At 73.3% G+C, this 14,326-nt stretch carries 11 protein-coding genes; 1 reads left to right on the forward strand and 10 read right to left on the reverse strand.

The genetic code is table 11. From position 1 onward, the window contains the following. The 5 genes from VH969_RS12685 to VH969_RS12705 all read right to left on the reverse strand — a co-directional run. Nucleotides 1-848 (reverse strand): amidohydrolase family protein (locus tag VH969_RS12685; RefSeq protein WP_331973909.1); only part of this gene is annotated, 848 nt, incomplete at its 3' end. A gap of 118 nt (nt 849-966) precedes the next feature. Next, entirely contained in the window at nt 967-2,520 is a 1,554-nt protein-coding gene (ffh, locus tag VH969_RS12690) for a signal recognition particle protein (RefSeq protein ID WP_331973910.1), read from the reverse strand. A 48-nt stretch (nt 2,521-2,568) separates the two neighbouring features. Next, nucleotides 2,569-4,959 (reverse strand): [protein-PII] uridylyltransferase, encoded by a 2,391-nt coding sequence (locus tag VH969_RS12695; protein WP_331973911.1) that lies wholly within the window; start codon nt 4,957-4,959, stop codon nt 2,569-2,571. Next, nucleotides 4,959-5,297, reverse strand: a complete 339-nt coding sequence (locus tag VH969_RS12700) for a P-II family nitrogen regulator (RefSeq protein WP_331973912.1) — start codon at nt 5,295-5,297, stop codon at nt 4,959-4,961. Before VH969_RS12700 ends, VH969_RS12695 begins: the two co-directional genes overlap by 1 nt. A 4-nt stretch (nt 5,298-5,301) precedes the next feature. Beyond that, entirely contained in the window at nt 5,302-6,657 is a 1,356-nt protein-coding gene (locus tag VH969_RS12705) for an ammonium transporter (protein WP_331973913.1), read from the reverse strand. Nucleotides 6,658-6,760: 103 nt separating this feature from the next. On the opposite strand from VH969_RS12705, the gene VH969_RS12710 reads away from it, so the two are divergent. After that, nucleotides 6,761-7,429, forward strand: coding sequence for a (2Fe-2S)-binding protein (locus VH969_RS12710; RefSeq protein WP_331973914.1), 669 nt, complete (start codon nt 6,761-6,763; stop codon nt 7,427-7,429). Here VH969_RS12710 and VH969_RS12715 read toward each other — a convergent pair. From VH969_RS12715 to aceB, 5 genes are all read right to left on the reverse strand, one after another. Continuing rightward, nucleotides 7,405-8,892 carry a bifunctional phosphatase PAP2/diacylglycerol kinase family protein gene (locus tag VH969_RS12715; RefSeq protein WP_331973915.1) on the reverse strand — a complete coding sequence of 496 codons (1,488 nt, stop codon included), beginning with the start codon at nt 8,890-8,892 and terminating at the stop codon, nt 7,405-7,407. The genes VH969_RS12710 and VH969_RS12715 overlap by 25 nt on opposite strands. Before the next feature lie 82 nt (nt 8,893-8,974). Further along, the gene (gene alc, locus VH969_RS12720) at nt 8,975-10,066 is read right to left on the reverse strand and encodes an allantoicase (RefSeq protein WP_331973916.1); all 1,092 of its coding nucleotides are present in this window, start codon (nt 10,064-10,066) and stop codon (nt 8,975-8,977) included. Beyond that, entirely contained in the window at nt 10,063-11,382 is a 1,320-nt protein-coding gene (gene allB, locus VH969_RS12725; RefSeq protein ID WP_331973919.1) for an allantoinase AllB, read from the reverse strand. Before allB ends, alc begins: the two co-directional genes overlap by 4 nt. Before the next feature lie 5 nt (nt 11,383-11,387). Next, complete coding sequence (locus tag VH969_RS12730; RefSeq protein WP_331973917.1) at nt 11,388-12,629, reverse strand: DUF6986 family protein; 1,242 nt, start codon at nt 12,627-12,629, stop codon at nt 11,388-11,390. A gap of 10 nt (nt 12,630-12,639) precedes the next feature. Continuing rightward, nucleotides 12,640-14,277: a malate synthase A gene (aceB, locus tag VH969_RS12735; protein WP_331973918.1), complete on the reverse strand. Its 1,638-nt coding sequence runs from the start codon at nt 14,275-14,277 to the stop codon at nt 12,640-12,642. Between the last annotated feature and the right edge of the window lie 49 nt (nt 14,278-14,326).

The raw sequence follows: 14,326 nt of genomic DNA on the forward strand, positions 1-14,326 counted from the left end.
AGCCCGTGCGGTAGCGAGCCGCCCGCGTCGGTGCCGGTGTACAGCGGGATGCCGGCCTCCCAGACGGCCCGGATCCGCTCCTCCTTGGTGGCGTCGAGGGCGCGCAGGTGCGCGGCCCACACCGGGAACCGCTCGGCGCCCGTCGCGGCGATGGCCGGCAGGTTCCGCATGTTGATCAGCGTCGGGACGACCGCGATCCCGCGTCGCGCGACTTCGTCCAGCAGGTCGGCCGTCAGCCCGGTGCCGTGCTCGATCGAGTCGAGCCCGGCTGCGATGAGGCCGGGCAGCGCGTCTTCGCCGAAGACGTGCGCGGCGACGCGCACGCCCAGTTCGTGGGCCCGGCCGATCGCAGCGGCGAGCACCTCGTCCGGCCAGAGCGGCGCCAGCTCGCCGCGGTCGCGGTCGATCCAGTCACCGACGAGCTTGACCCAGCCGTCGCCGGCCGCGGCCTGCTCGGCGACCGCGCGCGGGAGGTCGGCCGGCTCGATCTCCTCGGCGAGGTGGCGGATGTAGCGCTTGGGGCGGGCGATGTGCCGGCCGGCGCGGACGATGCGCGGGAGCTCGAGGCGTTCCTGGAGTGGTGAGGTGTCGATCGGCGAGCCGCAGTCGCGGATGAGCAGCGTGCCGGAGTCGCGGTCGGTGCGGGCCTGCTCGGCGGCGTCGTCCAGGGTCTCGGCCTCGATCCCGACGTGACAGTGCGCGTCGACGAGGCCGGGCAACAGGAAGCCACCGTCCACAATGGTCTCAGCCCCGGCGACGGCTTCCGTCCTGATGCGACCGTTGACGATCCAGAGGTCGCGCTCCTCGCCTTCGGGAAGCACGACACCACGCATGTGCAACGCCGTCATGCGCCCGATTCTGCCTGACGGCCGCGGACGAGCCCGGACGACCTCGGCAGAGCCGGGCGCCCGGGGCCGGTCGGCACCCGACGTCGCGGGCCGGCGCCGCGCCGAACCTCGCCCGGGGTCAGTTGTCCTTGCCCTTGTCCTTCGGGAGCTTGAAGTTCTTCGGGTCGAAGCCCGGTGGGAACTGGTCCAGGCCGGCCAGGCCCGGGGGCAGCTCGTTCAAGCCCTTGGGCATCTTGGACAGATCCGGCATGCCACCCGGCATCATGCCGGGCAGGCCGCGCATCCGCGGCGGCGTCGGGCCGCGGCCCTTCCCCTTCTTGCCCTTCTTGCCCTTGCGGTTCTTGCTCCCGCGGCTCGCGCCCGGCAGGCCGAAACGGCCGGCCATCTGCTGCATCATCTTGCGGGCCTCGAAGAAGCGGTTGACCAGCTCGTTGACCTCGCGCACGGCCACGCCCGAACCGCGGGCGATGCGCTGGCGGCGGGAGGCGTTGATGATCTTGGGGTTGGTTCGCTCGGCCGGGGTCATACCGCGGATGATCGCCTGCAGGCGGTCCAGGTGCTTGTCGTCGACCTGTGCCAGCTGGTCCTTCATCTGGCCGGCGCCGGGCAGCATCCCCAGCAGGTTCGCGATCGGGCCCATCTTGCGGACCGCCAGCATCTGCTCGAGGAAGTCCTCCAGCGTCAGCTCGCCGCTGCCGATCTTGCTCGCGGCCTCCTCGGCCTGTTGCTGGTCGAACGCCTGCTCGGCCTGCTCGATCAGCGTCAGCACGTCACCCATGCCGAGGATGCGCGACGCCATCCGATCCGGATGGAAGGTGTCGAAGTCCTCGAGCTTCTCGCCGTTCGACGCGAACATGATCGGCTGGCCGGTGACCTCGCGCACGGACAGCGCGGCACCACCGCGGGCGTCGCCGTCGAGCTTGGTCAGGACCACGCCGCTGAAACCGACGCCGTCGCGGAACGCCTCGGCCGTGGTGACCGCGTCCTGACCGATCATCGCGTCGACGACGAACAGGATCTCGTCCGGCGAGACCGCGTCCCGGATGTCCGCGGCCTGCTTCATCATCTCCTCGTCGACACCGAGCCGGCCGGCGGTGTCGACGATGACGATGTCGTGCTGGCGCCGCTTCGCCTCGTCGATCGACCGGCGGGCCACGTCGACCGGGTCGCCCACGCCGTTGCCCGGCTCGGGCGCGAACGTCGGCACTCCGGCCCGCTCGCCGACGATCTGCAGCTGCGTGACCGCGTTCGGCCGCTGCAGGTCCGCCGCCACCAGGATCGGCGTGTGGCCCTGGCCGACGAGGTGCCTCGCGAGCTTGCCGGCGAGCGTCGTCTTACCGGAACCCTGCAGGCCGGCGAGCATGATCACGGTCGGCGGCGTCTTCGCGAGGGTCAGGCGCCGCGTCTCGCCGCCGAGGATCGCGATGAGCTCCTCGTTGACGATCTTTACGACCTGCTGCGCCGGGTTCAGGGCCCCGGAGACCTCCGCGCCCTTCGCGCGTTCCTTGATGTTCGCGATGAACGTGCGCACCACGGGCAGCGCGACATCCGCCTCGAGGAGCGCGATCCGGATCTCGCGCGCGGTCGCGTCGATGTCGGCGTCGGACAGCCGGCCCCGGCCGCGCAGGTTCTGCAGGACCGAGGTCAACCGATCGGAGAGAGTGTCGAACACGTAGTCGAGGGTAGTCGAGGGCCGAACCGGCCCGGTGACGACCGACCGTCAGCAGGCGGCCAGTACCGCCCGCTCGACCTCCCGCCGCCACTGCGGCCCGCCGGCGCCAGGCACGCCACCGGGTGCGCGGGACGCGAGGCTGAACGACGCGATCGCGGTCCCACCCACCTGCATCGCGCGCGCCCACCGCACGTCCACGCCGTGCTTCTCCAGCGCCGCGGCCACGTCGTGCAGCAGGCCGAGCCGGTCCGCGGTCCGCAGCTCCAGCACCACGTCGGCCGACGCCGCTCCCCCGTCGGCCTCGCCGTCGAACCACAGCACGCGCGGGCGCGGCGGATCGTCGGCGGCGAGGTCTGCGGCGAGGTCGGCGTAGTCCCGCTCCTTCGCGGCCAGCTTCTCCGCGAGCGGCAGCGACCCGGACAGCGCGCGGACGAACTGCTCGCGCAGCAGCCCCGTGTCCGGTAGCGACCCGAACCGCGGCGACACCGCGAACGTGTCGACCGCGACGCCCGCGTGCGCGCGCAGCTCGGCCGAGTGCACCTTCAGCGAGTGCAGCGCGAGGACACCGGCCGCGCGGGACAGCAGGCCGGGCACGTCCGGCGCCACCACCGTGATCGTCGCGACCGGACCGGACTCCACCAGGATGTCCGGCTTTCCCGACGCCGCAACGGACTCCGCGAGCGCCCGCTGCGAGTCGTCGAGCGGTTCGGGGCCCGCGTGCCGCTCCCCCGCCATCGCCTGCCGGCAGCTCCGCACGAGCTCGGCGATGAGCGCTGCCTTCCACTCGCTCCACACGCCGGGCCCGGTGGCGAGCGAGTCCGCCTCCACGAGCGCGTGCAGCAGCTCCAGGAGGACCGGGTCGCCGTCGAGCGTGTCCACGACCCGGCGCACGGTGGCCTCGTCGGCGATGTTGCGGCGGGTCGCCGTGTGCGGGAGCAGCAGGTGGTGGCGCACCAGCGCGGACAGCGTCGCCACGTCCTCGTCCGGCAGGCCGAGCCGCTCGCCGACCTGGGTGGCGAGCGCGGCGCCGACGACCGAGTGGTCCTGCCCGCGGCCCTTGCCGAGGTCGTGCAGGATCGTGCCGAGCAGCAGCAGGTCCGGCCGCGACACGTCGGTGACCAGCCGTGCGGCGTTCGCGGTGGCTTGCACGAGGTGCCGGTCGACCGTCCACACGTGCGCCGCGTCGCGCGGCGGCAGGTCGCGGACCGCGCCCCACTCCGGGAAGAGCCGCGCCCACAGGCCGGTCCGGTCGAGCGACTCGACCACGTCGACCAGGCCTTCGCCCGCACCGAGCAGCGACACCAGCTCCTGGCGGACCGCCGCGGGCCACGGCGCGCGCGGCTCCGGTGCGGACTCGCCGAGCCGGGCCAGCGCGCCGGGGGCGATCGCCCGGCCGGTCCGCGCGGCCGCGGCGGCTACCCGCAGCAGCAGCCCGGGGTCCCTCGCCGGGTCGGCGTCGCGGGCGAGCGCCACCTCGTCACCGTGCAGGACCACGCCCTCGGCCAGCGGTCGGCGGGCCGGCGTGCGGCGCAGCACGCCGAGCACCCGGCGCGGCTCGGCCGGGCCGGACCGCAGCGCCACGTCGAGCGCGTAGGCGACCGCGCGGCCCGCCCCGGACAGCGCCCTGGCCAGCGCGAACCGGTCGCCGAGGCCGAGCACCGCGGCGATCTCGTCGCCGTCCTGGGGCAGCAGGATGTCGCGTGGCCGGCGGGCGATGCGGCGCAGCTCGGTGCGGGTGTCGAGCAGGAGCGTGCGGGCCGCGGCGACCTCGCCGGCCGGGCGGTCCACCAGCTGGGCGAGCGCCAGCGCGTCGAGCACCGCGAGGTCGCGCAGCCCGCCGCGGCCGTGCTTGAGGTCCGGCTCGACCCAGTGCGCGACCTCGCCGCTGCGCGCCCAGCGCGTGCGCGCGGACGTGACGAGCTCGTCGAACCGCCGCCGCACCCCGGTACGCCACGAGTCGCGGGCCGCGTCGGCGAGGCGGCGGGTCAGGGCCGCGTCGCCGGCCACGTGCCGGGCGTCGAGCAGGCCGAGCGCGGTGCGCAGGTCCTTGCCGGCCACGTCGAGCGCCTCGCCGACCGTCCGCACGGAGTGGTCGAGCCCGACGCCGGCGTTCCACAGCGGGTACCAGAGCTGCCCGGCCACCCTGTCGACGTCCTTGCGTCCGGAGTGGACGAGGACGAGGTCGAGGTCGGAGTACGGGGCCAGCTCGCGCCGGCCGAGCCCGCCGACCGCGACCAGCGCGACGCCCGCCCGGTCCGCCGCGAGACCGGCCTGCGCGGCGTGCACGGTGAGCCAGAACTCGTGCAGGTCGGTGAGCGCCTCGCGCAGCACGTCCGGGGCCAGGTGCGCGCCGCCCGCGCCGCCGAGCAGGCGGTCGCGGGCGAGCACGAGGTCGGCGGCCGTCGGGGCGGCGGGCACCCCGTCCCCCTCGACGGTCATCAGAGCGCGTCGGTGCCGCGCTCCCCGGTGCGCACCCTGACCACGGTGTCCACCGGCGTCACCCAGACCTTGCCGTCGCCGATCTTGCCCGTTCGGGCGGCCTCGACCACGGCCTCCAACACCTTGTCCGCGAGCGTGTCGTCGACCAGGACCTCGACCCGCACCTTCGGCACGAAGTCGACCGAGTACTCGGCACCGCGGTAGACCTCGGTGTGGCCCTTCTGCCGGCCGTAGCCCTGGACCTCGCTCACCGTCATGCCGAGCACGCCGACCTGCTCCAGCGCGGCCTTCACGTCGTCGAGCGTGAACGGCTTGACGATCGCCGTCACCAACTTCATGGCGTCAGCCTTCCTTGCTCGCGTTCGCGGGGGCGGTGGCCGGGGCGGCGGGCGGGACGGCCGGCCGCTTGCCGGCCAGGGTGTCCGCGGCCCGGCTGATGCCCGAGGAACCGCCACGGATCCCGGTCAGCTCGTAGCCGCTCTCCGCGTGCTCACTCTCGTCGATGCCCGCGATCTCCGCCTCCCGGTCGACCCGGAAGCCCATCGTGATCTTGATGAGGAACCCGATGATCAACGTCGCGACCAGCGAGTACGCCAGCACCGCACCGGCCGCGACGGCTTGCTTGCCGAGCTGGCCGAACCCGCCGCCGTAGAACAGGCCGTCCGCGCCGCCGTCGTTCACGGCGACCGTGCCGAGGAAGCCGATCAGCAGCGTGCCGACGAGGCCGCCGACGAGGTGCACGCCGACCACGTCGAGCGAGTCGTCGAAGCCGAACCTGTACTTGAGGCCGACCGCGAGCGCGCACACCGCGCCGGCGATGACGCCGATCGCGAGCGCGCCCCAGGTGTCCACGAACGCGCAGGCCGGAGTGATGGCGACGAGACCCGCGACCACGCCGGACGCCGCGCCGAGGCTGGTGGCGTGCCCGTCGCGGATGCGCTCGATCACCAGCCAGCCGAGCATCGCCGCGCAGGTGGCGGTGAAGGTGTTGATGAACGCGACGCCCGCGATGTCGTTCGCGGCCAGCGCCGAGCCGGCGTTGAACCCGAACCAGCCGAACCACAGCAGGCCGGAGCCGAGCATCACGAACGGCAGGTTGTGCGGCTTCATCGGCTCGCGCGGCCAGCCGGCGCGCTTGCCGAGGACCAGCGCCAGGGCCAGGCCCGCCGCGCCGGCATTGATGTGCACCGCCGTGCCGCCCGCGAAGTCCAGCGCGCCGAGCGAGTTCGCGATCCAGCCACCCACGTGCCCGGATTCCTCGTTGCTGAAGTCGAACACCCAGTGCGCGACCGGGAAGTACACCAGCGTCGCCCAGATCGCGCAGAAGACCAGCCACGCGCCGAACCGCGCGCGGTCGGCGATCGCGCCCGCGATGAGGGCGACCGTGATGATCGCGAACATCGCCTGGAACGCGACGAAGCCGCTGCCGGCCAGCGCGTCGCCGCCGAGCAGGCCGCTCAGGCCGACGTACTGGGTGATGTCGCCGAACAACCCGCTGGTGACGTCGTTACCGAACGCGATCGAGTAACCGAAGACCACCCAGATGACGCCCACGACGGCCATCGCCCCGAAACACATCATCAGCATGTTGAGGACGCTCTTCGTGCGCACCATGCCGCCGTAGAAGAACGCCAGGCCCGGCGTCATCAACAGCACCAGGGCGGCACTGGTGAGCAACCAGGCCGTGTTCCCTTCCACGCTCACTCCTCCTCTTGCCGCCAACCTTGCGGAGGAGCATCCGGAAGAGCTGTTTCGCGGGATCGCGCCGCACGTTTCACCACCGTGAACTGTGCGGGCGTTCGTGTTACGGGCACGTTTCCCGGACGACCATCGCTACCCTCGCGACATCACCGACCTCGTCCCGGTGACCGCCACGGCCGTCACCGACCCGTCCTGGCTCACCGCGCAGCTCGCCGCGACCGCCCGCCGTTACCGGCTCGACCGGCGGGCCGCCGTGGGCGTGCTGTGGTGGTACTCGGCGAGCTCCGTGCTGCTCGGGCCGCCCGCCGAGTCGGCGGTACGCGGCGGCCCGGCGGCCGACCCGGCGCTGGACGCGATGACGCTGTACCTGCATCCGGACGGGCGGGTGCTCGACGCCACGTCCGCGCGGACCGTTCCCGCGGACGAGCTGGGACCGCGCCTCGCGGAGGCGCTGGCCACGGCGGTCGGCGCGGTCGCGGCGGCGAGCGGGGCGCGCGAGCGGGCGCTGTGGGCGATCGCCACGGACTCGCTCGCGAACCGGGTGCTGTGGGCGGGCGGCCCGGCGTCGGTGGCGGCCGAGCTGGCGGCGACCGGGCCGATGCCGGTGCCGCGGTACGTGTCCGTGCACGGCACCCGGGTGGTGCGCCGGGCGTCGTGCTGCCTGATCTACGAGGCGCCCGGCGAGCGGAAATGCGTGAGCTGCCCGCGCCAGCATCCGTCCGAACGGCGGCTGCGGCTCGAGGCTCAGCTGGGCGGGACGACGCGGTAGACGGTGAGCGCGCCGGGCTTCGAGCGGAACGTGAACCGGCGGCCGGACGGGCCGACCTCGCCGTCGGTGGCGATGCGGCGCGTGCCGTCGAGCACGCGGATGTCGGTCCGCTCCGCGTCGTAGTGCCGGTAGACGTGGCTGGTCTGCAGCGTGCCGGTGAGCGCGGCCGTCAGGAAGCGGACGCGCGAGTACGGGATGTCGGCGCGCAGGTAGCGGATGTCGAGCTTGCCGGAGGCCATCGTGGGGCGGCGGGCCGCGCCGAAGCCCTTCGGCTCGTAGGAGCCGTTGCCGACGAACAGCATCCAGACGAGCTTGCGCGAGCCGTCGAGCAGGATCGGGACCGGCTGGGCGCTGCGCAGCACCCGGGTCATGGCGAGCGCGGCGGCGTACCACTTGGGCCGGTTGGTCTCGAGCCTCTCGCGCAGCCGCACCATCTCGGGGTAGCCGCCGAGGCTCGCGGTGTTGATGAACTGGAGCTGCTCGATGCCGCGCTCGCCGTTCTCGACCAGCACTTCGGCGACGTCCGCCTTGATCGCGGAGCCGACCTGCGTGGCGGCCGCGGTGTCGACGGAGCCCTCGACGCCGAGGTCGCGCGCGAAGTGGTCGAGGGTGCCGGCCGGGACGACGACCAGCGGCAGACCGTGCCGTACGGCCACGTCGGCCACGCAGGTGACCGTGCCGTCGCCGCCGGCCGCGCCCAGCGCGCGGTAGTCGCCGATCCGCTCCTCGAGGAGGGCCTTGAGGTCCACGTCCGGCTCGATGCGGACGATGTCGGCCTTGGGCCACATGGCGAGGATCTCGTCGGTGGGATCGACCGCGTCGGAGCCCGAGTTCGGGTTCACCACGACCACGAGACCCTCGCCCTCGCCCAGCTCGGGCGCGTCGACGGCCGGCTCGCGGTGCTCGGGCAGCCCGGCGCCGTGCGGCCACCAGTGCCGGGTGGCGTAAGCGGCGCCGACCCCGATGGCCGCGCCGGCGGCGACGTCGGTCGGCCAGTGCACGCCGGTGTGCACGCGGGAGTAGGACACGGCCGCGGCCAGCGGGTACACGACGGCGCCGACGCCCTTGTGCTCCATGCTCACGGCGGTGGCGAACGCGAAGGCGGACGCGGAGTGGCCGGACGGGAACGACGACGACGTGGGCCGGCGCGTCATGCGCCGGTGGACGGGTAGCAGCTCGGCCGCGGGCCGCCGGCGGGGGAACAGCCGCTTGCCGATGAAGCTCGCGGAGAAGCTGGCCCCGGCGATGGCTGCGACGCCGCGCAGCCCGGCGCGGCGGGTCGCCCCCTTGCGCGCCGCCAGCAGCGAGGCGATCGCGAGCCAGAGCTTGCTGTGGTCGGCCAACCGGCCGAGCCGCCGGAAGAACGTGTCGGCCGGACTGGGCGGCAACGCCCCGGCGCGGCTGACGAGCCTGGCATCGACACGACCGACACGGAGGTACCACCGGCGGATACGACGGATCACCGGTCCAACGCTAGAACAGCGACGCCGATCGCACCGAATCAACGAACAGCGCGCCGCTGAGGCACCCCGTGGCGGTCGCGCCCTAAACGCCGAAGGCGGGCAGCGACGAGACCGGCCGGGACCGCACGGTCGCCGCCGGGTCGGCCACGCCTGCCGACCGCAGCACCGCCACTGCCTGGTTCTCGGGGAGCAGGTTGAACCACCGCAGCACGAACGCCGAACGGCCCGCCGGGGTCAGCGCGCCGTGCAGGCGCAGGCGGGCCATGCCGCCGTCCGGGTAGACGTCCAGGCGGACCTCGGTGACCTCGTGCGCGCCGGGCAGCAGGAAACGATGCCGGGTGTCGGGTTGCAGGCGGACCCGTGCCAGCAGCGGGGACCAGCCGTCGGTGCCGAGACCGGACAGCGATGCCCAGCCTGGCGCGTTCCCCTTGAAGTGGCTCGTGTCCAGCTCGGCCAGGCGCACCACGCCCGGGCCCGCGAGGCGCACCGACACCCAGTCGTTGCCGTCGTCGCGGCGGCGGGCGGTCTCCCAGCCCTCCCCCATCACCGCGGCGAAACCGGGCGAGATCAGGTTCGCCGGGGACGAGTAGAACATGTTGCTGCAGCCGGCGATCGTCGCGCCGTTCTCCAGGGCGGCGAGGTCCAGCGACGCCAGGTCTACGAACCGCGGGTCGGCGACCGGCTCGCCGTGCACGCGCAGCCGGGCGACGCCGCCGTCGGGGTGGATCGTCAGCCGGACGTGGGTGAACCGGCGAGTGTCGGAGACGGCGAACGGGTTCTTCGAGTCGCCGGCGAGCGGCGAGCGCGGGACCAACTCCACCCAGTCCGCCTCCGCGAGCTCGGCCGGCGACGGGTAGCCCTCGACCGCGCATCCCTGCACCGACGCGAACGGCGGGTAGTTGCCGGTGAAGAACGCCGTGTCGACCACGACCCCGCGCACCACGCCCGGCAGGCCGAGCCGCACGATCGCCTGGTCGTCGCCCGGCGAGCGGCGGCGCCGGGTCTCCCAGCCGTCGTAGATCTGTCCCTTGTGGCCGAACGTCGACGGCTGGAACACCGGCTCCGCCGCGCGGATCAGGTTCTCCCGCTCGGCGAACAGCTCGTCGTTCGCCCACACGACGCTCCCGCCCACCCGCCGCGACGCGAGATCCGGCAGGTTGACCCAGTCCGTCATGTCCGCCCTCTCACCAGCAGCTGACCGCGCGGGGCCGCGCCGTCCACCCGCGTGCCACGCAACCACGTCGAGCGCACCACCCCGGTCAGCGAGCGGCCGTGGTACGCCGTGACCGGGTTGCGGTGGTACAGCGCGCCCGCGTCGACCAGGAAGGACACGGCAGGTGCGAACACGACGAGGTCGGCGTCGTGCCCGGGTGCGATGCGGCCCTTGCGCCGCAGGCCGACGAGGTCCGCGGGCGCCGACGACAGCCACCGGACCACATCGGACAGTGGCACGCCACGCTCGACCGCCGCCGTCCACACCGCGGGCAGGCCCAGCTGCAGGCCGGCGATCCCGCCCCACGCGGCGCCGAAGTCTCCGGTGTCGAACCGCTTCAGCTCCGCGGTGCACGGCGAGTGGTCGCTCACCACGCAGTCGATCGTGCCGTCCGCGAGCCCCTGCCACAGCAGGTCCTGGTTCGCCCCCTCGCGGATCGGCGGGCAGCACTTGAACTGCGTGGCCCCGTCCGGGACGTCCTCCGCACGCAGCGTCAGGTAGTGCGGGCAGGTCTCCGCCGTGACGCGCACCCCCTCGCGCCGTGCGGCCGCGACCACGGGCAAGGCGTCCGAAGAGGACAGATGCAGCACGTGCACGCGGGCGTCCGCCGCACGAGCCAGGTCGATCACGGTCGCGATCGCGGCGTTCTCCGCCGCCCGCGGGCGCGACGCGAGGAAGCCGGCGTAGTGGCGGCCGGACGCGGCCGGCGCGTGCTCGATGACCGACGGGTCCTCGGCGTGCACGATCATGAGCGCGCCGACGCCGTGCAGCAGCCGCAGGGCCTCGCCGAGCTCGGCCGGGCTCAGGTAGCCGAACTCCTCGACGCCGGAGTGCAGCAGGAAGCACTTGAAGCCGAACACGCCCGCCTCGTGCAGCGCGACGAGCTCGGTCAGGTTGCCCGGCACCGCGCCGCCCCAGAAGCCGACGTCGACGTGCACCCGGCCGCGTGCGGTCGCCCGCTTCTGCGCCAGCGCCGCGAGGTCGGTGGTCGGCGGGATGCTGTTGAGCGGCATGTCGATCAGCGTGGTGACGCCGCCCGCCGCGGCCGCGCGCGTGGCGGTCGGGAAGCCCTCCCACTCGCTGCGACCGGGGTCGTTGACGTGCACGTGCGTGTCGACGAGACCGGGCAGCAGCACCTCGTCAGCGGCGAGCTCGACCACCCGCGGCGCGTCCAGCGAATCCGCCACCTCGACGATCGCGCCGTCCTTGATCCCGACGCAACCGGACCGCTCGCCGTCCGGAGTGATCATCCACTGTGCCCGGAACACCAGGTCCAGGTCGCTCACGACGTCTCCCGCCGCGCCAGTGCCGCGAGCTCGCGTTCGGACAGCCCGCAGAGGCGCTCGACGTCCGCGGGCTCGAGGGCGCCGCAGTCCAGGGCGCGGCGCATCGACATCGCCAGCGCCTGCGCGGTCGCCGGCTCGTCGAGCACGCCCGCGCTCGCCCTGTCCACATAGGCCCGCAGCCGGCGCGCGTCGTCCTCGGCGTGGCGCAGGTAGTACACGAAGTTCGCCGCGTACCGGGTGACGAGCTGGCCGGGGTGCATGTCCCAGCCCTGGTAGAAGCCGTGCGCGAGCGAGCGGAGCACCAGGCCGAAGTGCGCCTGCCACGCCTCCCGCACGCCCTCGCCGACCGGCAGCACGTTGGACGAGCCGTCGGACAGGCGCACCCCGGTGCCGGCCGCGCTCACCTGCATCACGTGCCGGGCGAAGTCGCACGCCGCGTGCGCGAGGTGCTGCTCGGCGGCCGCGAGCCCGCAGGCCGCGGTGTAGTCGTACGTGCCGAAATGCAGGCCGCCGACCCGCCCGCCACCGGCGGCGATGAACCGCGGGATCGCGAGCCGGCCCTCGGCGTCCACTATGGACTGCGTGGTCTCGATCTGGATCTCGAACCGCAGCGCGCCACGCCCGAGGTCGAGCCGGTCCTCCAGCAGCGCCAGCAGCTCGACGAGCGCGCGCACCTGGGCCACGTCGGTCACCTTGGGGAAGGTGAGCACCGGCGCGCGGCCGAGCGCGGTGACGAACAGGTCCAGCGTGCGCACCCCGCGCTCGAACAACGCCCGGGTGTCGAAGGACTTGAACCGGAGGCCGACCCACGGCGGCGGGTCGGTCCAGCCGGCGACCAGGTTCGCGGTCCGCACGGCGTCGTCGTCCTCGGCGGAGTCGGCGCGCACGCCGTAGCCGTCCTCGAAGTCGATCCGCAGGTCCTCGACCGGCTCGCGGCGCAGCTTCGCCACGACCTTGGCGTGCACGGCCTCGGCCAGGTCGTCCGGCAGGCCGAGCAGGCCGGCGAACGCGCCGGCGCTCGGCGCGTGCTCCTCCAGCGTGGCCAGCGCCGCCGCGCCCCAGTCGGCCGCGACGTCGCCGGTGACGCGGTCCGCCGGCACGTAGCAGGTGTGCACCGGCTGCCGCCCGCCCGCGTCGCCGGGGTAGCGCGCCGCGCGGGTCTTGTCCACCTCGGACAGCCGATCGAGCACCCCGGCGAGCAGCGAGCCGTCGAGCGAGGTGCGCACCTTGCCGAACACAGTTCGAGGCTCAGCTCGTCGCATCAGGCCGACTTGTGCCAGCCTTCGAGCTGTGTTCGGCAATCCTCTCGTAGGCGGGCAGCGTGAGGAAGTCGGGGAACTCGTCGGCCAGCGCCACCTGCTCGAACAGCTCGACGGCCGGCTCGAGGTACTCCGCGGGCACCTGGTCGGTGAGCGCGGCGCGGGTCTCGGCGAGCACCTCGCGCACGAGCTCGGTGGTGACCTTGGCGCCGTTGTCGAGCGCCACGCCGTTGCGCACCCACTGCCACACCTGGGACCGGGAGATCTCCGCGGTCGCGGCGTCCTCCATCAGGTTGTGGATCGCGGCCGCGCCGTTGCCGCCCAGCCAGGAGGCGAGGTAGCGCACGCCGACGTCGACCGCGCCGCGCAGCCCGGCCTCGGTCGCCGCGCCCGGCGTGGCCTTGACGTCGAGCAGCTGCTCGGCGGTCACCGAGACGTCCTCACGAAGCCGGTCGAGCTGGTTGGGCCGCTCGCCGAGCACGGCCGTGAACTCCTCGTCGCAGATCGGCACGAGGTCGGGGTGTGCGACCCACGAGCCGTCGAACCCGTCGCCGGCCTCGCGCCGCTTGTCGTCGTGGACCTTGGCGAGGGCCTTCTCGGTGACCTCGGGATCGCGGCGGTTCGGGATGAACGCGGCCATGCCGCCCATCGCGAACGCGCCGCGCTTGTGGCAGGTGCGCACGAGCAGCTCGGTGTAGGCGCGCATGAACGGCGCCGTCATCGTGACCAAGTTGCGCTCGGGCAGGATGAAGTCGCGTCCCCGGGACCGGAACTTCTTGATGATGCTGAACAGGTAGTCCCAGCGGCCGGCGTTCAGCCCCGCGCTGTGGTCGCGCAGTTCGTAGAGGATCTCCTCCATCTCGAAGGCGGCCGGGATGGTCTCGACCAGGACGGTGGCCCGGATCGTGCCGCGGGGAATGCCGAGGAAGTCCTGGGCCAGGTTGAAGGCGTCGTTCCAGAGCCTGGCCTCGTGGTGGCTCTCGATCTTGGGCAGGTAGAAGTACGGCCCAGCGCCCTTGTCGAGCTGGCGCCGCGCGCAGTGGACGAAATACAGCGCGAAGTCGAAGAGGCTGCCCGACACCCGCTTGCCGTCCACCAGCAGGTGTTTCTCGTCCAGATGCCAGCCGCGCGGCCGGACCACGATGGTCGCGAGCTCCTCGTCGGGCATCAGCCGATAGGACTTACCTTCCTCGCTCGTGAAGTCGATGGTGCGGTCGAGGGCGTCCTTCAGGTTGAGCTGGCCGATGATCATGTTCTCCCAGAGCGGCGTGTTCGCGTCCTCGAAGTCGGCGAGCCACACGTTCGCGCCGGAGTTGAGCGCATTGATGGTCATCTTCCGCTCGGTGGGGCCGGTGATCTCGACGCGGCGGTCCACCAGGCCGGGCGCGGGCGATGCGACCCGCCAGGCCGGGTCATCCCTGACCTGGCGGGTCCCGGGAAGGAAGTCAAGGGTCCCGCCCGCCGAGATCTCCACCTGCCGGGTCTCCCGCGCCGCGAGCAGTTCCGCCCGCCGGGGGCCGAGCTCCCGCTGAAGCGACGCGGTGAGGCGCAGTGCGTCCGGCGTGAGGATTTCGTCGTACCGGTCTCCGGGTGGGCCGATGATCTCAACACCCTCGCCAGCCGCCATGGCGCGCTCCTTCCGGTGGTGACCACATCCGGATGCACGTTGCGGATCG

Source organism: Actinophytocola sp., from assembly GCF_036555685.1.
Taxonomy (GTDB): Bacteria; Actinomycetota; Actinomycetes; order Mycobacteriales; family Pseudonocardiaceae; genus Actinophytocola.